The sequence below is a fragment of the Streptomyces sp. NTH33 genome, assembly GCF_003236365.1.
Taxonomy (GTDB): Bacteria; Actinomycetota; Actinomycetes; order Streptomycetales; family Streptomycetaceae; genus Streptomyces.
In genome coordinates, this window is record NZ_POTZ01000173.1 from 1 (window position 1) to 12,909 (window position 12,909).

General features: G+C 72.2%; 18 protein-coding genes. 13 read left to right on the forward strand and 5 right to left on the reverse strand.

What is annotated here, in order from left to right:
• Positions 1-190: 190 nt before the first annotated feature.
• Genes C1I97_RS17965 through C1I97_RS17975 form a run of 3 tightly spaced genes read right to left on the reverse strand, consistent with a single transcriptional unit; the run spans position 191 to position 2,606 of the window.
• The gene (locus C1I97_RS17965) at positions 191-1,369 is read right to left on the reverse strand and encodes a hypothetical protein (RefSeq protein ID WP_111004231.1); all 1,179 of its coding nucleotides are present in this window, start codon (positions 1,367-1,369) and stop codon (positions 191-193) included.
• A gap of 3 nt (positions 1,370-1,372) precedes the next feature.
• Positions 1,373-1,627: a MoaD/ThiS family protein gene (locus C1I97_RS17970; protein WP_111004232.1), complete on the reverse strand. Its 255-nt coding sequence runs from the start codon at positions 1,625-1,627 to the stop codon at positions 1,373-1,375.
• Positions 1,628-1,649: 22 nt separating this feature from the next.
• Complete coding sequence (locus C1I97_RS17975) at positions 1,650-2,606, reverse strand: alpha/beta hydrolase (protein WP_111004233.1); 957 nt, start codon at positions 2,604-2,606, stop codon at positions 1,650-1,652.
• A 320-nt stretch (positions 2,607-2,926) separates the two neighbouring features.
• Between C1I97_RS17975 and C1I97_RS17980 the strand changes: the two genes are divergently transcribed.
• The 7 genes from C1I97_RS17980 (at position 2,927) to C1I97_RS18010 (ending at position 7,676) form a co-directional block, all read left to right on the forward strand.
• Complete coding sequence (locus C1I97_RS17980; RefSeq protein ID WP_111004234.1) at positions 2,927-3,706, forward strand: response regulator transcription factor; 780 nt, start codon at positions 2,927-2,929, stop codon at positions 3,704-3,706.
• An 85-nt stretch (positions 3,707-3,791) separates the two neighbouring features.
• Positions 3,792-4,832: a LacI family DNA-binding transcriptional regulator gene (locus tag C1I97_RS17985; RefSeq protein WP_111004235.1), complete on the forward strand. Its 1,041-nt coding sequence runs from the start codon at positions 3,792-3,794 to the stop codon at positions 4,830-4,832.
• Positions 4,833-4,965: 133 nt separating this feature from the next.
• Positions 4,966-5,700, forward strand: coding sequence for an LmeA family phospholipid-binding protein (locus C1I97_RS17990; RefSeq protein ID WP_111004236.1), 735 nt, complete (start codon positions 4,966-4,968; stop codon positions 5,698-5,700).
• 206 nt (positions 5,701-5,906) lie between these two features.
• Positions 5,907-5,987, forward strand: coding sequence for a putative leader peptide (locus C1I97_RS42730; RefSeq protein ID WP_355139345.1), 81 nt, complete (start codon positions 5,907-5,909; stop codon positions 5,985-5,987).
• A 138-nt stretch (positions 5,988-6,125) separates the two neighbouring features.
• On the forward strand, positions 6,126-6,971 hold the full coding sequence (locus C1I97_RS18000) for a sulfurtransferase (RefSeq protein ID WP_111004237.1): 846 nt from the start codon (positions 6,126-6,128) through the stop codon (positions 6,969-6,971).
• Between the two features lie 58 nt (positions 6,972-7,029).
• Positions 7,030-7,317, forward strand: coding sequence for a DUF1416 domain-containing protein (locus tag C1I97_RS18005; RefSeq protein WP_073950949.1), 288 nt, complete (start codon positions 7,030-7,032; stop codon positions 7,315-7,317).
• Positions 7,318-7,418: 101 nt separating this feature from the next.
• The gene (locus C1I97_RS18010; RefSeq protein WP_111004238.1) at positions 7,419-7,676 is read left to right on the forward strand and encodes a DUF3099 domain-containing protein; all 258 of its coding nucleotides are present in this window, start codon (positions 7,419-7,421) and stop codon (positions 7,674-7,676) included.
• Between the two features lie 46 nt (positions 7,677-7,722).
• Here C1I97_RS18010 and C1I97_RS18015 read toward each other — a convergent pair whose 3' ends face one another.
• Positions 7,723-8,085: a DsrE family protein gene (locus C1I97_RS18015; protein ID WP_111004239.1), complete on the reverse strand. Its 363-nt coding sequence runs from the start codon at positions 8,083-8,085 to the stop codon at positions 7,723-7,725.
• Positions 8,086-8,283: 198 nt separating this feature from the next.
• On the opposite strand from C1I97_RS18015, the gene C1I97_RS18020 reads away from it, so the two are divergent.
• The 4 genes from C1I97_RS18020 to ygfZ are packed head-to-tail and all read left to right on the forward strand — an operon-like array spanning position 8,284 to position 10,477.
• Positions 8,284-8,433 (forward strand): hypothetical protein, encoded by a 150-nt coding sequence (locus C1I97_RS18020; RefSeq protein WP_181446780.1) that lies wholly within the window; start codon positions 8,284-8,286, stop codon positions 8,431-8,433.
• Between the two features lie 25 nt (positions 8,434-8,458).
• The gene (locus tag C1I97_RS18025) at positions 8,459-9,034 is read left to right on the forward strand and encodes an FABP family protein (protein WP_111004240.1); all 576 of its coding nucleotides are present in this window, start codon (positions 8,459-8,461) and stop codon (positions 9,032-9,034) included.
• 29 nt (positions 9,035-9,063) lie between these two features.
• Entirely contained in the window at positions 9,064-9,501 is a 438-nt protein-coding gene (locus C1I97_RS18030) for a Fur family transcriptional regulator (protein WP_111004241.1), read from the forward strand.
• Positions 9,502-9,511: 10 nt separating this feature from the next.
• Complete coding sequence (gene ygfZ / locus C1I97_RS18035; protein WP_111004242.1) at positions 9,512-10,477, forward strand: CAF17-like 4Fe-4S cluster assembly/insertion protein YgfZ; 966 nt, start codon at positions 9,512-9,514, stop codon at positions 10,475-10,477.
• Between the two features lie 12 nt (positions 10,478-10,489).
• Here ygfZ and dtd read toward each other — a convergent pair whose 3' ends face one another.
• On the reverse strand, positions 10,490-10,915 hold the full coding sequence (gene dtd / locus C1I97_RS18040) for a D-aminoacyl-tRNA deacylase (RefSeq protein ID WP_111004245.1): 426 nt from the start codon (positions 10,913-10,915) through the stop codon (positions 10,490-10,492).
• A 172-nt stretch (positions 10,916-11,087) separates the two neighbouring features.
• Between dtd and C1I97_RS18045 the strand changes: the two genes are divergently transcribed.
• Both C1I97_RS18045 and C1I97_RS18050 read left to right on the forward strand, forming a co-directional pair.
• Positions 11,088-11,777 carry an RsiG family protein gene (locus C1I97_RS18045; protein ID WP_181446779.1) on the forward strand — a complete coding sequence of 230 codons (690 nt, stop codon included), beginning with the start codon at positions 11,088-11,090 and terminating at the stop codon, positions 11,775-11,777.
• Between the two features lie 107 nt (positions 11,778-11,884).
• Positions 11,885-12,856, forward strand: a complete 972-nt coding sequence (locus tag C1I97_RS18050; RefSeq protein WP_258382620.1) for an asparaginase — start codon at positions 11,885-11,887, stop codon at positions 12,854-12,856.
• Positions 12,857-12,909 lie beyond the last annotated feature (53 nt).

Consider the following 12,909-nt stretch of genomic DNA (forward strand, 5'->3'; position numbering starts at 1 on the left):
GAGGCGGCCACTCCGGGCTGACCGGGGCCTGGCCGTCCCTCCGGGGGGCTGCGTACTCGCCGCTGCGGCGGATGCTCTCGCTCATGACAATGAGAGTGACCCGTGATCATGAGAGACATCTGAGTCCCGGCTGAGAAGCCCGACAGAACCTCGTATGCCCGATGTAAGCAGACGCCGCCCGGCCGGGCGGCTACCCCAGCGCCCGTCCCAGCACCCACACCACCGGTGCCGCCGCCGCGAGCGGCAGGGCGACGCCGGCCGTGAAGTGCACGAAGCGCGAGGGGTAGTCGTAACTGGCCGCCCGGTGGCCGATCAGGGCGCAGACCGCCGCGCCCGCGCCGAGCAGCGCGCCCTTCGCGCCCAGGCCCGTCATGCCGCCGACCGCGGCGCCCGCGCCCGCCGCGGCGAGCAGCGAGACGACGACGGAGACCGCGGCGGGCAGCGGCAGCGCACGCGCCAGGACGGCCGCCGCGACCGCCGCCGCGCCGGTCGCGACCGCGTGCGGGGCGGCGGCCAGGTAGTCGGTCGCCACGATGGCCAGCGCCGCCGCGGCGACGGTCGCCATCAGGCCGTACATCCGCTCGTCCGGGTCGGCGTGCGAGCGCAGCTGCAGGACGAGCGAGAGCAGCACCCACACCCCGAGCGTGCCCAGGATCGCCGCGGGCGCGTTCTCGCGGCCCGCGACCAGCACGGCCACGTCCGCGACGAGCGCGCCGGCGAAGCCGAGGGCGATGCCCTGGCGGGCGGGCCACATGCCGTTCAGCCGGAACCAGCCCGCGGCCGTCACGGCCTGGAGCACGACCAGCGGCACGAGCAGCGCGTAGACGCCGAGCTCGGCCGTGCCGGCCAGCAGCAGCCCCAGCAGCGCGGTGAGCGCGGCCGGCTGCATCCCGGGCTCGATGATCGGCGAACGCCCCTCGGCGCGGGCCCGCTGGGCGTCGGTGACGCGGGCGTTGCCGGCGAGGGTGGCGGGGCCGTAGCCGGGCTCGCCCCCGGAGGAGTCGGAGGGGCCGGTGGCCGGCGCGGGAGCAGCGGGCCGCGGCTGTGCGTGCCGCGCGGGGGCCGCCGCCGGTTCCTGGGCTCCCACCGGCGGCAGGTACGCCGTCTCCGCGGCGGTGGCGGCGTCGGTGGACGGCCGCGGGTGCGTCTGGGTGTCCCAGGTCTGCCCCTGCCACTGCTGCGTGTACTGGTGGGCGTCCTGCGGGTCGTCGTACGCCTGCTGCCCGGGCCACGCCTGCGGCTGGGGGTGCGGGTACGGCTGCTGCGGGACGGGCGCCTGCGGGTACTGCTGTGGGTACTGCTGCGCGTACGGGTTGTACCCGTCGTGGGGGTCCTCGTTCCAGGACCCCTCATACGGCCGGTCGGTCATCGCTCACCCTCCTGCGAACGGCGGGAGCACCTCGACCGTGCCGCCCTCGGTCAGCCGTACCGTCTCATGTCCACGCGTCCCCACGGGGTCACCGTCGATCAGGAACGAGCAGCGCCGCAGGACGCGGACGAGTTCGCCGGGGTGCCGCTCGCGCACCGCGTCGAGCGCCTCGGCGAGCGTCTCCGCCTCGTACGGCTCCTCGGCGACCCCGGCCGCGGCCTTCGCCGCCGCCCAGTAGCGCACCGTGACCTTTGCCATCCCGTTCCTCGCGTCACTCGGCTCACTCGGCGATGAACCGACCATGGACAGTCAACGGAGTCAGGCTAGCCCCCTGCGCGAGGGTCCAGCGCGCGATGCGGTGCAGGAGCTCGTCGGCGGCGGCGTTCTCGGCGTGGCCCATGCCGGGCTCCAGCCAGAGTTCCCCGTGGTCACCGGCGGCCGTGGCCAGCATCCGGGGGTGGTCGAGGGGGAAGTAGCCGTCCCGGTCGCCGTGCACGATCAGCAGCGGGGTGGGCGCGATGCGGGGGACCGCCTCCACCGGGGAGAGCGGGACCGGGTCCCAGTCGCGGTGGTGGATGCGGGTGTGCAGCCCGTAGCGGCTCAGCAGGCGGCCCTCGGGGCGGGTGACCAGCCAGTGCAGCCGGCGCATGGGGGCCGTGCCCCGGTAGTACCAGCGCGCGGGCGCGCTGACGGAGACCACGGCGTCCGTGCGCGCCCCGGCCCGTGCCACGTCCGCCGGGCCGCCCTGCAGGGCGGCGTGCCGCAGCACCACCGAACCGCCCATGGAGAAGCCGACGGTCACCACGCGCGCGTGCCCGAAGTCCCGCGCCCACGCGACCGCCGCCGCCAGGTCCAGCACCTCGCGGTCGCCGACGGTGGAGCGCCCGCCGGAGACCCCGTGGCCGCGGAAGGAGAAGGTCACGACGGCGCCGTAGTGCGCGAGGACCCGCGCCACCCGGCGTACGTGCGGCCGGTCCAGGTCGCCGGTGAAACCGTGTGCGATCACGAACACCGGGTCGCCGGAACCCTCGTACGCATCCCCGGGCGCACCCCCCTGCACGCCCCCGTACGCGCCCCCGTACGCGCCTTCGTGCGCGGCCGCTCCGGGCTCGTACACCGCGTCGAGTGCCACTCCGTCCGCCGTGCGCAGAAACGTCCTGACACGTGCTCCCGGCGCCGTCCCGGACTCCGGGACGCCCGCCGGACGTGCCGCATGACCTGCCGATCCCGTGCTCATGTCGGCTATTCTGCTGCGAAGAGGACTCGGGCAGCGAAGCCCCCGGGTCCTTTTGTGCTTTCGGAAGCGTTGTGCGCGACGCGGGCGGCCGCGGGTGTACGGGGCCGTCGATCGCGCAGTGGCTCCCCGGAACCGCAGCGGGTCCCCGGGGCGCGGGATTCGCATCATTGACGAAGCGACGAAGCAGTGCCGCAACGTCCTCACAGGGACCCGGAAGGAACCGGACGTATGGACGAGCGAACCGTGCACGACCGCCCGACGGCCCGGGCAGGGGGGACTCCCCCGCCCGGGCGGAGCCGGGAGCCCGAGGGAGGGATGCGATGAGTTCCCTGCTGCTCCTGACCAACGCCCTCCAGCCGTCGGCGGAGGTGCTCCCCGCCCTCGGCCTGCTGCTGCACACCGTGCGCGTGGCCCCGGCGGAGGGACCCGCGCTCGTGGACACCCCGAGCGCCGACGCCGTCCTGGTCGACGGGCGGCGCGACCTGCCGCAGGTGCGCGGCCTGTGCCGGCTGCTGCGCTCCACGGGCCTCGGCTGCCCGCTGATCCTCGTGGTCACGGAGGGCGGCCTCGCGGCCGTCACCGCCGACTGGGGCATCGACGACGTCCTGCTGGACACCGCCGGCCCCGCCGAGGTGGAGGCCCGGCTCCGGCTGGCCCTGGGCCGCCGGCAGCTGGCGGGCGAGGACTCCCCCATGGAGATCCGCACCGGCGACCTGTCCGTGGACGAGGCGGCCTACAGCGCCAAACTCAAGGGCCGGGTGCTGGACCTGACCTTCAAGGAGTTCGAGCTGCTGAAGTACCTCGCGCAGCACCCGGGCCGTGTCTTCACCCGCGCCCAGCTGCTGCAGGAGGTCTGGGGCTACGACTACTTCGGCGGCACCCGGACGGTCGACGTGCACGTGCGGCGGCTGCGGGCCAAGCTCGGCCCCGAACACGAGTCGCTGATCGGGACCGTCCGAAACGTCGGTTATCGATTTGTCACTCCCGAGAAGACCGAGCGCGCCGGGGACGAGGCCAAGACCAAGACGCCCCGGTCAAAGCCGGACAGTCCAGGCGCCGCGGACGGCCCGGTGGCGGGGCGGGCTCGCGCGGAGGCGTAGGGGCGCTCCGGCAGGGCATCGCGCCCGCGCACCCAAGCTTCGATACGCCCTGCCCGGAGCCGGTCCATCCGCGTAGACTCCGCGCGTGGCCAAGGTGACTCGGGATGACGTGGCGCGGCTGGCGGGAACTTCCACCGCCGTGGTCAGCTATGTCATCAACAACGGACCCCGGCCGGTCGCCCCGGCCACGCGCGAGCGTGTCCTCGCCGCGATCAAGGAGCTGGGGTACCGGCCCGACCGGGTCGCCCAGGCGATGGCCTCGCGGCGCACGGACCTCATAGGCCTGATCATCCCGGACGCCCGCCAGCCCTTCTTCGGGGAGATGGCGCACGCGGTGGAGTGGGCCGCGGCCGAGCGCGGGAAGATGGTGCTCGTCGGCAACTCCGACTACGTGGCCGAGCGCGAGGTCCACTACCTGCGGGCGTTCCTCGGGATGCGCGTCTCCGGCCTGATCCTGGTCAGCCACGCGCTCAACGACCGGGCCGCCGCCGAGATCGAGGCCTGGGACGCCCGGGTGGTGCTGCTGCACGAGCGGCCCGAGGCCATCGACGACGTGGCCGTGGTCACCGACGACCTCGGCGGCGCCCAGCTCGCCGTACGCCACCTGCTGGAGCACGGCTACGAGTACGTCGCCTGTGTGGGCGGCACGGCCGACACCCCGGCCGTGGGCGACCCGGTCTCCGACCACGTCGAGGGCTGGCGGCGCGCGATGGCCGAGGCCGGCCTCTCCACCGAGGGGCGTCTGTTCGAGGCGCCGTACAACCGCTACGACGCCTACCGGATCGGCCTGGAGATCCTCTCGGGTCCCGACCGACCCCCGGCGGTCTTCTGCTCCACCGACGACCAGGCGATCGGCCTGCTGCGGGCCGCGCGCGAGCTGCGCATCGACGTGCCGGGCGAGCTGGCGGTGGCCGGGTTCGACGACATCAAGGAGGCGGCGCTGACGGACCCGCCGCTGACGACGGTCGCCTCGGACCGGTCGGCGATGGCCCGGACGGCCGTGGACCTGGTGCTGGACGACTCGCTGCGGGTCGCCGGTTCACGGCGGGAGCGGCTGAGGGTGTTCCCGTCGCGGCTGGTGGTGCGGAGGTCCTGCGGCTGCGAGGAGCCGGGGAGCGCGGATTAGCCGGGGAGCGCGGAGCAGCCGTCCCTCCTGTCACAGGTGGTCGACAAAGTCCCGGGTGGGCCGTTTTCCGGCGTTAGGCTCCCGCGGACGGCCGCCCGGTCGTCGGGATCGCCGACCTTGGGGGGAACACCGCATGCGCGCGCTGCGCATACTTCTGACCGTCGCCGTGATCCTGGGCCTGCTGTTCGTGGTGGTCGACCGGGTCGCGGTGCACTTCGCCGAGAACCAGGCGGCCGACAGGCTCAGGACGGCCGAGAACCTGGCGAGCACCCCCGACGTGTCCATCAAGGGCTTCCCGTTCCTGACCCAGATGGCGAGCGGTGAGCTCGACGACGTCGAGGTCGGCATCAAGAACTACGAGGCGGCCACCGGCAACGACGACCAGAAGATCCGTATCGACGACCTCAGGGCGGACATGAAGGGCGTGCGCTTCTCCGGCGACTACCGTTCGGCCACCGCCTCCGCCGCCACCGGCACCGCGACCATCGCCTACGACGAGCTGCTGAAGGCCGCCAAGTCCGGGCCCGCGCCGGTCGGCCTCGGCGTGACCGCCCAGGTGGTCGGACTGTCCGACGGCGGCAACGGCAAGATCAAGGTCGACATCGCGGCGACTCTGCTCGGTGTGAAGCTGCCCAGGATCTCGGTGCTCAGCTCGGTCACCGTGAAGGACGGCAGGGTCCGGGTGGAGGCTGACACGCTGCCCAGGTTCGGCGGCGTGCGGCTCGTCGAGAACCGGATCCGGGCGGTCACCGACTTCCAGCAGGCGATCGACCGGCTGCCCGGCGAAGTCCGGCTGGACTCGGTGCGGGCGGTGGAGGACGGCATCGAGATCACGGTGAAGGGGTCGAACGTCAGGCTCGCCGGGTAGGACCTCCGGCGGACGAAAGGGTGTCCGACTGGCGAGACGCCGTCGTCCGCAGCACAGATGCGGTGCGAGGCGAGGAGGGACACGGGCGCGCGGAAGCCGGACGACGACGGTTGGATCACTCCCTTGTTCTCGCATTCCGGACGATAGTGTCTCACCATTCGACATGCCGGTGACACAACCGCCGATTCCTCCCTACGATCGACCCCATGCAGCGACAGGCGGATCTCACGAAGCGGCGGGCAGTGGACCTGTGCCGCGTGGCCGCCATGCTCTGTCGCACTTCCTGAGCGGGAGCTTTCTCCCGTATCGCCGGCCCCGCAGGTGACCCGGGGCCATCCGTGCGCCGCGTACGCGGCACCGCACCGCGCATCGGCGCGCCCCCGCGCCCGCACGCCCCGCCGCAACTGCCCCGGAGGAGATTGAGCATGAGCCGCAGCGACGTACTGGTCGACGCCGACTGGCTCCAGGAGCACCTGGACGACCCGAGCATCGCCATCGTCGAGGTCGACGAGGACACGTCCGCGTACGACAAGAACCACATCAAGAACGCCGTCCGGATCGACTGGACCAAGGACCTCCAGGACCCGGTCCGCCGTGACTTCGTCGACCAGGAGGGCTTCGAGAAGCTCCTGTCGGAGAAGGGCATCTCCAACGACCACACGGTGGTCCTCTACGGCGGCAACAACAACTGGTTCGCCTCGTACGCGTACTGGTACTTCAAGCTGTACGGCCACGAGAACGTCAAGCTGCTCGACGGCGGCCGCAAGAAGTGGGAGCTGGACGCCCGCGAGCTGGTCCCCGGCGACGAGGTCCCGGAGCGCCCGAAGACCGAGTACAGGGCCAAGCCGCAGGACACCTCCATCCGCGCCTTCCGTGACGAGGTCGTGGACGCGATCGGCAAGCTGAACATCGTCGACGTCCGCTCGCCCGACGAGTTCTCCGGCAAGCTGCTCGCCCCGGCCCACCTGCCGCAGGAGCAGTCGCAGCGCCCCGGCCACGTGCCGACCTCCCGGAACATCCCGTGGTCCAAGAACGCCAACGACGACGGCACCTTCAAGTCGGACGAGGAGCTCAAGGCCCTCTACGAGGCGGAGCAGGTCGACCTGGCGAAGGACACCATCGCCCTGTGCCGCATCGGTGAGCGCTCCGCGCTGACCTGGTTCGTCCTGCACGAGCTGCTCGAGGTCCCGAACGTCAAGAACTACGACGGCTCCTGGACCGAGTACGGCTCCCTGGTGGGCGTGCCGATCGAGCTGGGCTCCGGCAAGTAAGCAAGACGGTTCAGACCGTCTCGACCTCTTCGAACTCTTCGAACCTCTGGAGCAGCACATGTGTGGAGCGAAGGCCGGCGGCCCGGACGCCTCGACGATCAGGCCCGGTGAAACGACGATCCAGGGCCAGGTGACCCGCGACGGCGAGCCGGTGACGGGCTACGTCCGGCTGCTGGACTCGACCGGCGAGTTCACCGCGGAGGTCCCCACCTCCGCCACGGGCCAGTTCCGTTTCTACGCGGCCGAGGGCACCTGGACGGTCCGCGCCCTCGTCCCCGGTGCCACCGCCGACCGCACGGTCGTCGCCCAGCAGGGCGGCCTCGCGGAGGTCGCGATCGCGGTCTGACCACGTCGCATGCCAGAAGGGCCGCGTCCCCCGGGTTGGACACCTGGGACGCGGCCCTTCGGCATGCCACGGGAAGGTGGTCGCGGATTTACCCTTGAAGTATGTACGCACGGCGGCGTCACGTGTACTTCGCCATGATGGGCATCTGTATCGGACTGTTCGTCCTGGCCTGGGGTGTCGTGCGCATGTGGTCGGTGCCCGCGGCGGTCGGGATGTGCGTGGTCGCCATGGTGATCCCGCCGGTCGCCGCGATGGTCGCCAACCGGCGCGGGCCCGAGGACCGCTGGTGGGACGACCCGTCCGGCGATCCGAAGTCCGACGAGTGGTGGGACGAGCTGGACGGCAAGAAACGCCACTGACCCCGTGTCGGGGCCTCACGGACGTCTCAGGGGCCTCACAGGCGTATCAGTAGACGAGCGCCTGCGTCCCGTCGCCCAGCGCCTCCTGGACGAACACCTGCGCGCCCGCGATCCGCACACCCTCGATCACGTCCTTCTCCGTGATCCCGCGGCGGGCCGCGCACTGCGTGCACAGGGTGATCCGGCCGGCCGCCAGGACCGAGTCGACCAGGTCCGGCAGCGGAGCGGCGTGCGGCAGCTCGAACTCGGCGGCCCGCCCCGGCAGCGCGAACCAGGAGGACTCCCCGGTCAGCCACAGCGAGACGTCGACCCCGCTGGCCACGGCCACCGCCGCCACCGTGAACGCCTGCGAGCACCGCTCGGGGGCGTCCGCCCCCGCCGTCACCTTGATCACGAGTTTCTTCGCCATGCCGGAAGCGTAGCCGCCTCACACGCGGTGCTCCCGCCGCTCGTCATGCGCGACAGCGAGGCCTCCGCCCCTGGTGGGCTCCTCCTCGAGCCCCCGCCGGGCCTCGTTCGCCGGTGCGGTGAAGAGCGGGTCCCTGCCGGGCCGACCCCGGGCGGCGCACCTCACGGAGAGGGCCGTATCCCGGCCGACTAAGCTGGGGTGCGGCCCTGTGTACGTACGTACCGCACCGCGCTCGACAAGGAGCACCCCGTGGAGATCTTCTTCGAAACCCTGCTGGTCCTGGTCTGCGTCGGCGTCCTCGCCTTCGCCTACCTGACCGTGAAGAAGCTGTACCAGGGCCAGCGCTGACGACGACATCCAGGAACCGCTGCTCATGATCGAGATCCCGTCCGACCTCCACAAGGACCTGGTCCCCCTCGCCTTCCTGCTCGGCGACTGGGCCGGTGCCGGCGTGCACGACTTCCCCGGCGCCGAGAAATGCAACTTCGGCCAGGAGGTCACCTTCACCCACGACGGCCGGGACTTCCTGGAGTACCACTCCCGCACCTGGGTGCTGGACCAGGACGGCAACAAGGTCAGGCCGCTGGAGTCCGAGTCGGGCTTCTGGCGGATCGACTCGGGCCGCAAGGTCGAGGTCACGATGACCCGTGACGACGGCGTCGTCGAGATCTGGTACGGCGAGCTGGCCCACAAGAAGCCGCAGATCGAGCTGGCCACCGACGCGGTCGCCCGCACCGCCGCCTCCCGCCCCTACACCGGCGGCAAGCGGCTGTACGGCTACGTCAAGAGCGACCTGATGTGGGTCGGCGAGAAGCAGACCCCCGAGGTGGAGCTGCGGCCGTACATGTCCGCCCACCTGAAGAAGGTCGTCACCCCCGAACAGGTCGAGCGCTGGGCCAAGGCCCTCCCGGACGACCTGCCGGACGACGGGATCGCGTTCTTCAAGTAGTCCTGGACAGTGGTCCTAGACTCTCTGGTGTGGTGAGCACCGACTGGAAGAGCGACCTCAGGCAGCGCGGCTACCGGCTGACGCCGCAGCGGCAACTCGTGCTCGAAGCCGTGGACACCCTGGAGCACGCGACCCCGGACGAGATCCTCGGCGAGGTGAGGAAGACCGCGTCGGGGGTCAACATCTCCACCGTCTACCGGACCCTGGAGCTGCTGGAGGAGCTGGGCCTGGTCAGCCACGCCCACCTCGGCCACGGCGCGCCCACCTACCACCTCGCCGACCGCCACCACCACCTGCACCTGGTCTGCCGGGACTGCGAGCGCGTCATCGAGGCCGACGTGGAGGTGGCGGAGGACTTCACGGCCAAGCTGCGGCAGCAGTTCGGTTTCGACACCGACCTGAAGCACTTCGCCATCTTCGGCCGCTGCGAGGGCTGTTCCGCGAGGAGTTCGACCACCGCGTCGTAGGCTTGCCCCTATGAAGAGTCCCCTGCTGTCCCTGCCCGGAGCCGTCCCCGCCGAGGGTGTGGACGAAGGCGTCGCCGCCCACTACGGCGACCTGTTCCGCGAGCAGCGCGCCCTCGCGGACGGCACCGGATTCGTCGACCTCTCGCACCGAGGTGTCGTCACCGTCTCCGGCGAGGACCGGCTCGGCTGGCTGCACCTGCTGCTCACCCAGCACGTCAGCGAGCTGCCCGCCGGCCAGGCCACCGAGGCGCTGATCCTGTCCGCGCACGGCCACATCGAGCACGCGCTCTACCTGGTCGACGACGGCGAGACGGTCTGGGCGCACGTGGAGCCCGGCACCCAGGAGGCGCTGATCGCGTACCTGGAGTCGATGAAGTTCTTCTACCGGGTCGAGGTCGCCGACCGCACCGGCGACTTCGCCGTCGTGCACCTGCCGGCCGGTTCCATCGTGGAGGTGCCCGAGGGGGTCGTCGTACGGGAGACCGCGTACGGCCGTGACCTGTTCCTGCCGCGTGCGGACCTGGAGTCGTTCGCCGGGACGGCCGGCCCGCCGGCCGGGATCCTCGCCCACGAGGCGCTGCGCGTCGAGCAGCACCGCCCCCGGCTCGGCTTCGAGACCGACCACCGGACCATCCCGCACGAGCTGGGTCTGATCGGTACGGCCGTCCATCTGCAGAAGGGCTGCTACCGCGGTCAGGAGACCGTGGCCCGGGTGCAGAACCTGGGCAAGCCGCCGCGCCGCCTGGTCTTCCTGCACCTCGACGGCAGCGAGGTCCACCTGCCGGTGGCCGGCACGGAGATCCGCCTCGCCGACGAGGGGCCGGACGGCCGCAAGGTCGGTTTCGTGACCACCTCCGTACGGCACTTCGAGCTCGGCCCGGTCGCGCTCGCCCTGGTCAAGCGGAACGTCCCGGTGGACGCGCGGCTGATGGCGGGGGACACGGCGGCGGCGCAGGAGGTCGTCGTCGAGCCGTAGGCCCCCCGCGGCTCATATCTCCAGCAGGACGGTGAACGGGCCGTCGTTCGTCAGCGACACCCGCATCCGCGCGCCGAACCGGCCCGTCGCCACCGTCGCGCCCAGCGAGCGCAGCTGGGTGACCACCTCGTCGACCAGCGGCTCGGCGACCTCGCCGGGGGCGGCCGCGTTCCAGGTGGGGCGGCGGCCCTTGCGGGCGTCGCCGTACAGCGTGAACTGGCTGATGACCAGCAGCGGGGCGCCGGTGTCGCTGCACGACCTCTCGTCGTGCAGCATGCGGATCGACCAGAGCTTGCGGGCGAGCTGGGCCGCCTTCTCCTTGGTGTCCTCGTGGGTGACCCCGACGAGGACGCACAGCCCCTCGCCCTCGATCGCTCCCACCGTCTCGCCGTCCACGACGACGCTCGCGCCGTCCACTCTCTGCACCACTGCACGCATGCCGACCATCATGCCTGTGAGCCGTCCGGGTGCGGCCGCGGGTTCATATCGTGCTTCTTTCTGTCGCGTAACCCCCCATCCGGGGCCGATCAGGAGTACTCGGTCACATACTGGCCACTCAGAGTGGCACGATGCTTCCCGTACGCGCCGGTCGAGGGGACGGTTGAGGGGCATGAGCACATCGAGTACCGAGCGGCAACCCGGGGCGGCCTCGCCGGTCCACGGGGGCGTTCCGGAGAGCCACCGGCCGCCCGTGCAGCGCACCGACAGCCCGGCGCTGCCCGTGGAACCGCCGGAACCCGGCACGGCCCTGGAGCCCGGCACGGCCCTGGAGCCCGGCACGGCCCCGGAGCCGGATCTGACCCTCTTGAGCCTGCCCGAACTGCGCGCCCTGCGCCGGCAGGCGCAGCAGGACGAGGCCGACCTGAGTTACGTACGGCGGCTGCTGCAGGGGCGGATCGACATCCTGCGCGCGGAACTGGCCCGGCGCGGGCCGAAGTCCGTCCTGGACGCCGGGCAGGCGCCCGCGCCCGGGCAGGCCTCCGTCGTCGAGCGGCTCGCGGAGATCCTCAAGGACGCGCCCGCCCGGCAGCGTTCCTCGGCCCGGCACGTGACGCTCGGCACACCCCACGGGGAGGAGTACCGGCGGCTGGCCGCGCAGATGCTCGGCGAGGTCGAGCTGTCGGACCTCGGTGCCCGTACGGACCTGGAGCTGGGCGCGGCGATGGGGCGGCTCGTGCGGTACGAGCAGCAGGTGTCCGGGCAGCGGCAGGAGCTGCAGCGCACGGCCGACGACTGCAGCGCCGAGATCGCCCGCAGGTACCGTGAGGGGGAAGCACAGGTGGACGACCTGCTCGTCTGACGCGACGGCCGCGGAGACCCCGGGCCGGCGTGGGCGGCCGGTCGCCCCGTGCTTCAGGTTTCCCAGCCCGTCGTCCCGGAAGGCCACCGCCGATGTCCGTGTCGCCGATGCCCGCGTCGTCAGCGTCGTCAGCGTCCGTCGTACCCCCCGTCCTGGCGGAGGTGGTCCGCTCGGGGTTCGTGGAAGGGCGGCACCGGGGCAGCCTGGTGCTGCTGGCCGCGGACGGTGCGGTGGAGCTCGCGCTGGGGGATGTGACCGCGCCGGTCTTCCCGCGCTCGTCCAACAAGCCGATGCAGGCGGCGGGCGTGCTGCACGCCGGCCTGGAACTGGACGGTGAGCGTCTCGCCCTCGCGGCCGCGAGCCACTCCGGGGAAACGTTCCACCGGGACCTGGTCCGCAAGATGCTCGACGAGCACGGACTGACCCCGGAGCAGCTGCGGTGCCCGCCGGACCTGCCGCTGGACCCGGAGGAGAAGGAGACCTACCTGGCAGCCGGGGAGGCACGCGACCGGGTGGTGATGAACTGCTCCGGCAAGCACACCGCGATGCTGGCGGTGTGCGCGCTGCGGGGCTGGCCGCTGGAGTCGTACCTCGACCCGGACCACCCGCTGCAGCGGATCGTCCACAGGGTGGTGGAGGAGGCGGCGGGCGAGCCGGTCGCGGCGGTCGGCACGGACGGCTGCGGCGCGCCGCTGGCGGCGATCAGCCTCACGGGTCTGGCCCGCGCCTACCGCGCCTTCGTCCTGGCCGCACCCGGCACTCCCGAGCGCCGCGTCGCGGACGCCATGCGCGCCCACCCCGAGTACGTCGCCGGCACCCGCCGCTCCGACACCTGGCTGATGCGCGAACTGCCCGGCACCCTCTCCAAGATGGGCGCGGAAGCGGTCCAGGCGGTGGCCCTCCCGGACGGCCGGGCCCTGGCCTTCAAGATCGACGACGGCGCGACCAGGACCCTGGGTCCGGTCCTGGCCCGCGCCCTGTCCCTGGCGGGGGTGAACGCCCCGGTGCTCGACCGGATTGGACGCGCCCCGCTGCTGGGCGGCGGACAGGAGGTGGGGGAGATCCGGGCGGCTTTCTGAGCCCCCTTCCCGACGAGCCCCCTTTCCGAGCCGGGGCGCGGGGTGCCTTGGGG

Coding starts and splice junctions, on each gene's coding strand:
- C1I97_RS18010 (WP_111004238.1), top strand. CDS start 7,419: ATGTACGCACGGCGGCGTCACGTGTACTTCGCCATGATGGGCATCTGT.
- C1I97_RS18025 (WP_111004240.1), top strand. CDS start 8,459: ATGATCGAGATCCCGTCCGACCTCCACAAGGACCTGGTCCCCCTCGCC.
- C1I97_RS17970 (WP_111004232.1), bottom strand. CDS start 1,627: ATGGCAAAGGTCACGGTGCGCTACTGGGCGGCGGCGAAGGCCGCGGCC.
- C1I97_RS18000 (WP_111004237.1), top strand. CDS start 6,126: ATGAGCCGCAGCGACGTACTGGTCGACGCCGACTGGCTCCAGGAGCAC.
- C1I97_RS17965 (WP_111004231.1), bottom strand. CDS start 1,369: ATGACCGACCGGCCGTATGAGGGGTCCTGGAACGAGGACCCCCACGAC.
- ygfZ (WP_111004242.1), top strand. CDS start 9,512: ATGAAGAGTCCCCTGCTGTCCCTGCCCGGAGCCGTCCCCGCCGAGGGT.
- C1I97_RS18005 (WP_073950949.1), top strand. CDS start 7,030: ATGTGTGGAGCGAAGGCCGGCGGCCCGGACGCCTCGACGATCAGGCCC.
- C1I97_RS42730 (WP_355139345.1), top strand. CDS start 5,907: ATGCAGCGACAGGCGGATCTCACGAAGCGGCGGGCAGTGGACCTGTGC.
- C1I97_RS18050 (WP_258382620.1), top strand. CDS start 11,885: ATGCCCGCGTCGTCAGCGTCGTCAGCGTCCGTCGTACCCCCCGTCCTG.
- dtd (WP_111004245.1), bottom strand. CDS start 10,915: ATGCGTGCAGTGGTGCAGAGAGTGGACGGCGCGAGCGTCGTCGTGGAC.
- C1I97_RS18015 (WP_111004239.1), bottom strand. CDS start 8,085: ATGGCGAAGAAACTCGTGATCAAGGTGACGGCGGGGGCGGACGCCCCC.
- C1I97_RS18045 (WP_181446779.1), top strand. CDS start 11,088: ATGAGCACATCGAGTACCGAGCGGCAACCCGGGGCGGCCTCGCCGGTC.
- C1I97_RS17990 (WP_111004236.1), top strand. CDS start 4,966: ATGCGCGCGCTGCGCATACTTCTGACCGTCGCCGTGATCCTGGGCCTG.
- C1I97_RS17980 (WP_111004234.1), top strand. CDS start 2,927: ATGAGTTCCCTGCTGCTCCTGACCAACGCCCTCCAGCCGTCGGCGGAG.
- C1I97_RS17975 (WP_111004233.1), bottom strand. CDS start 2,606: ATGAGCACGGGATCGGCAGGTCATGCGGCACGTCCGGCGGGCGTCCCG.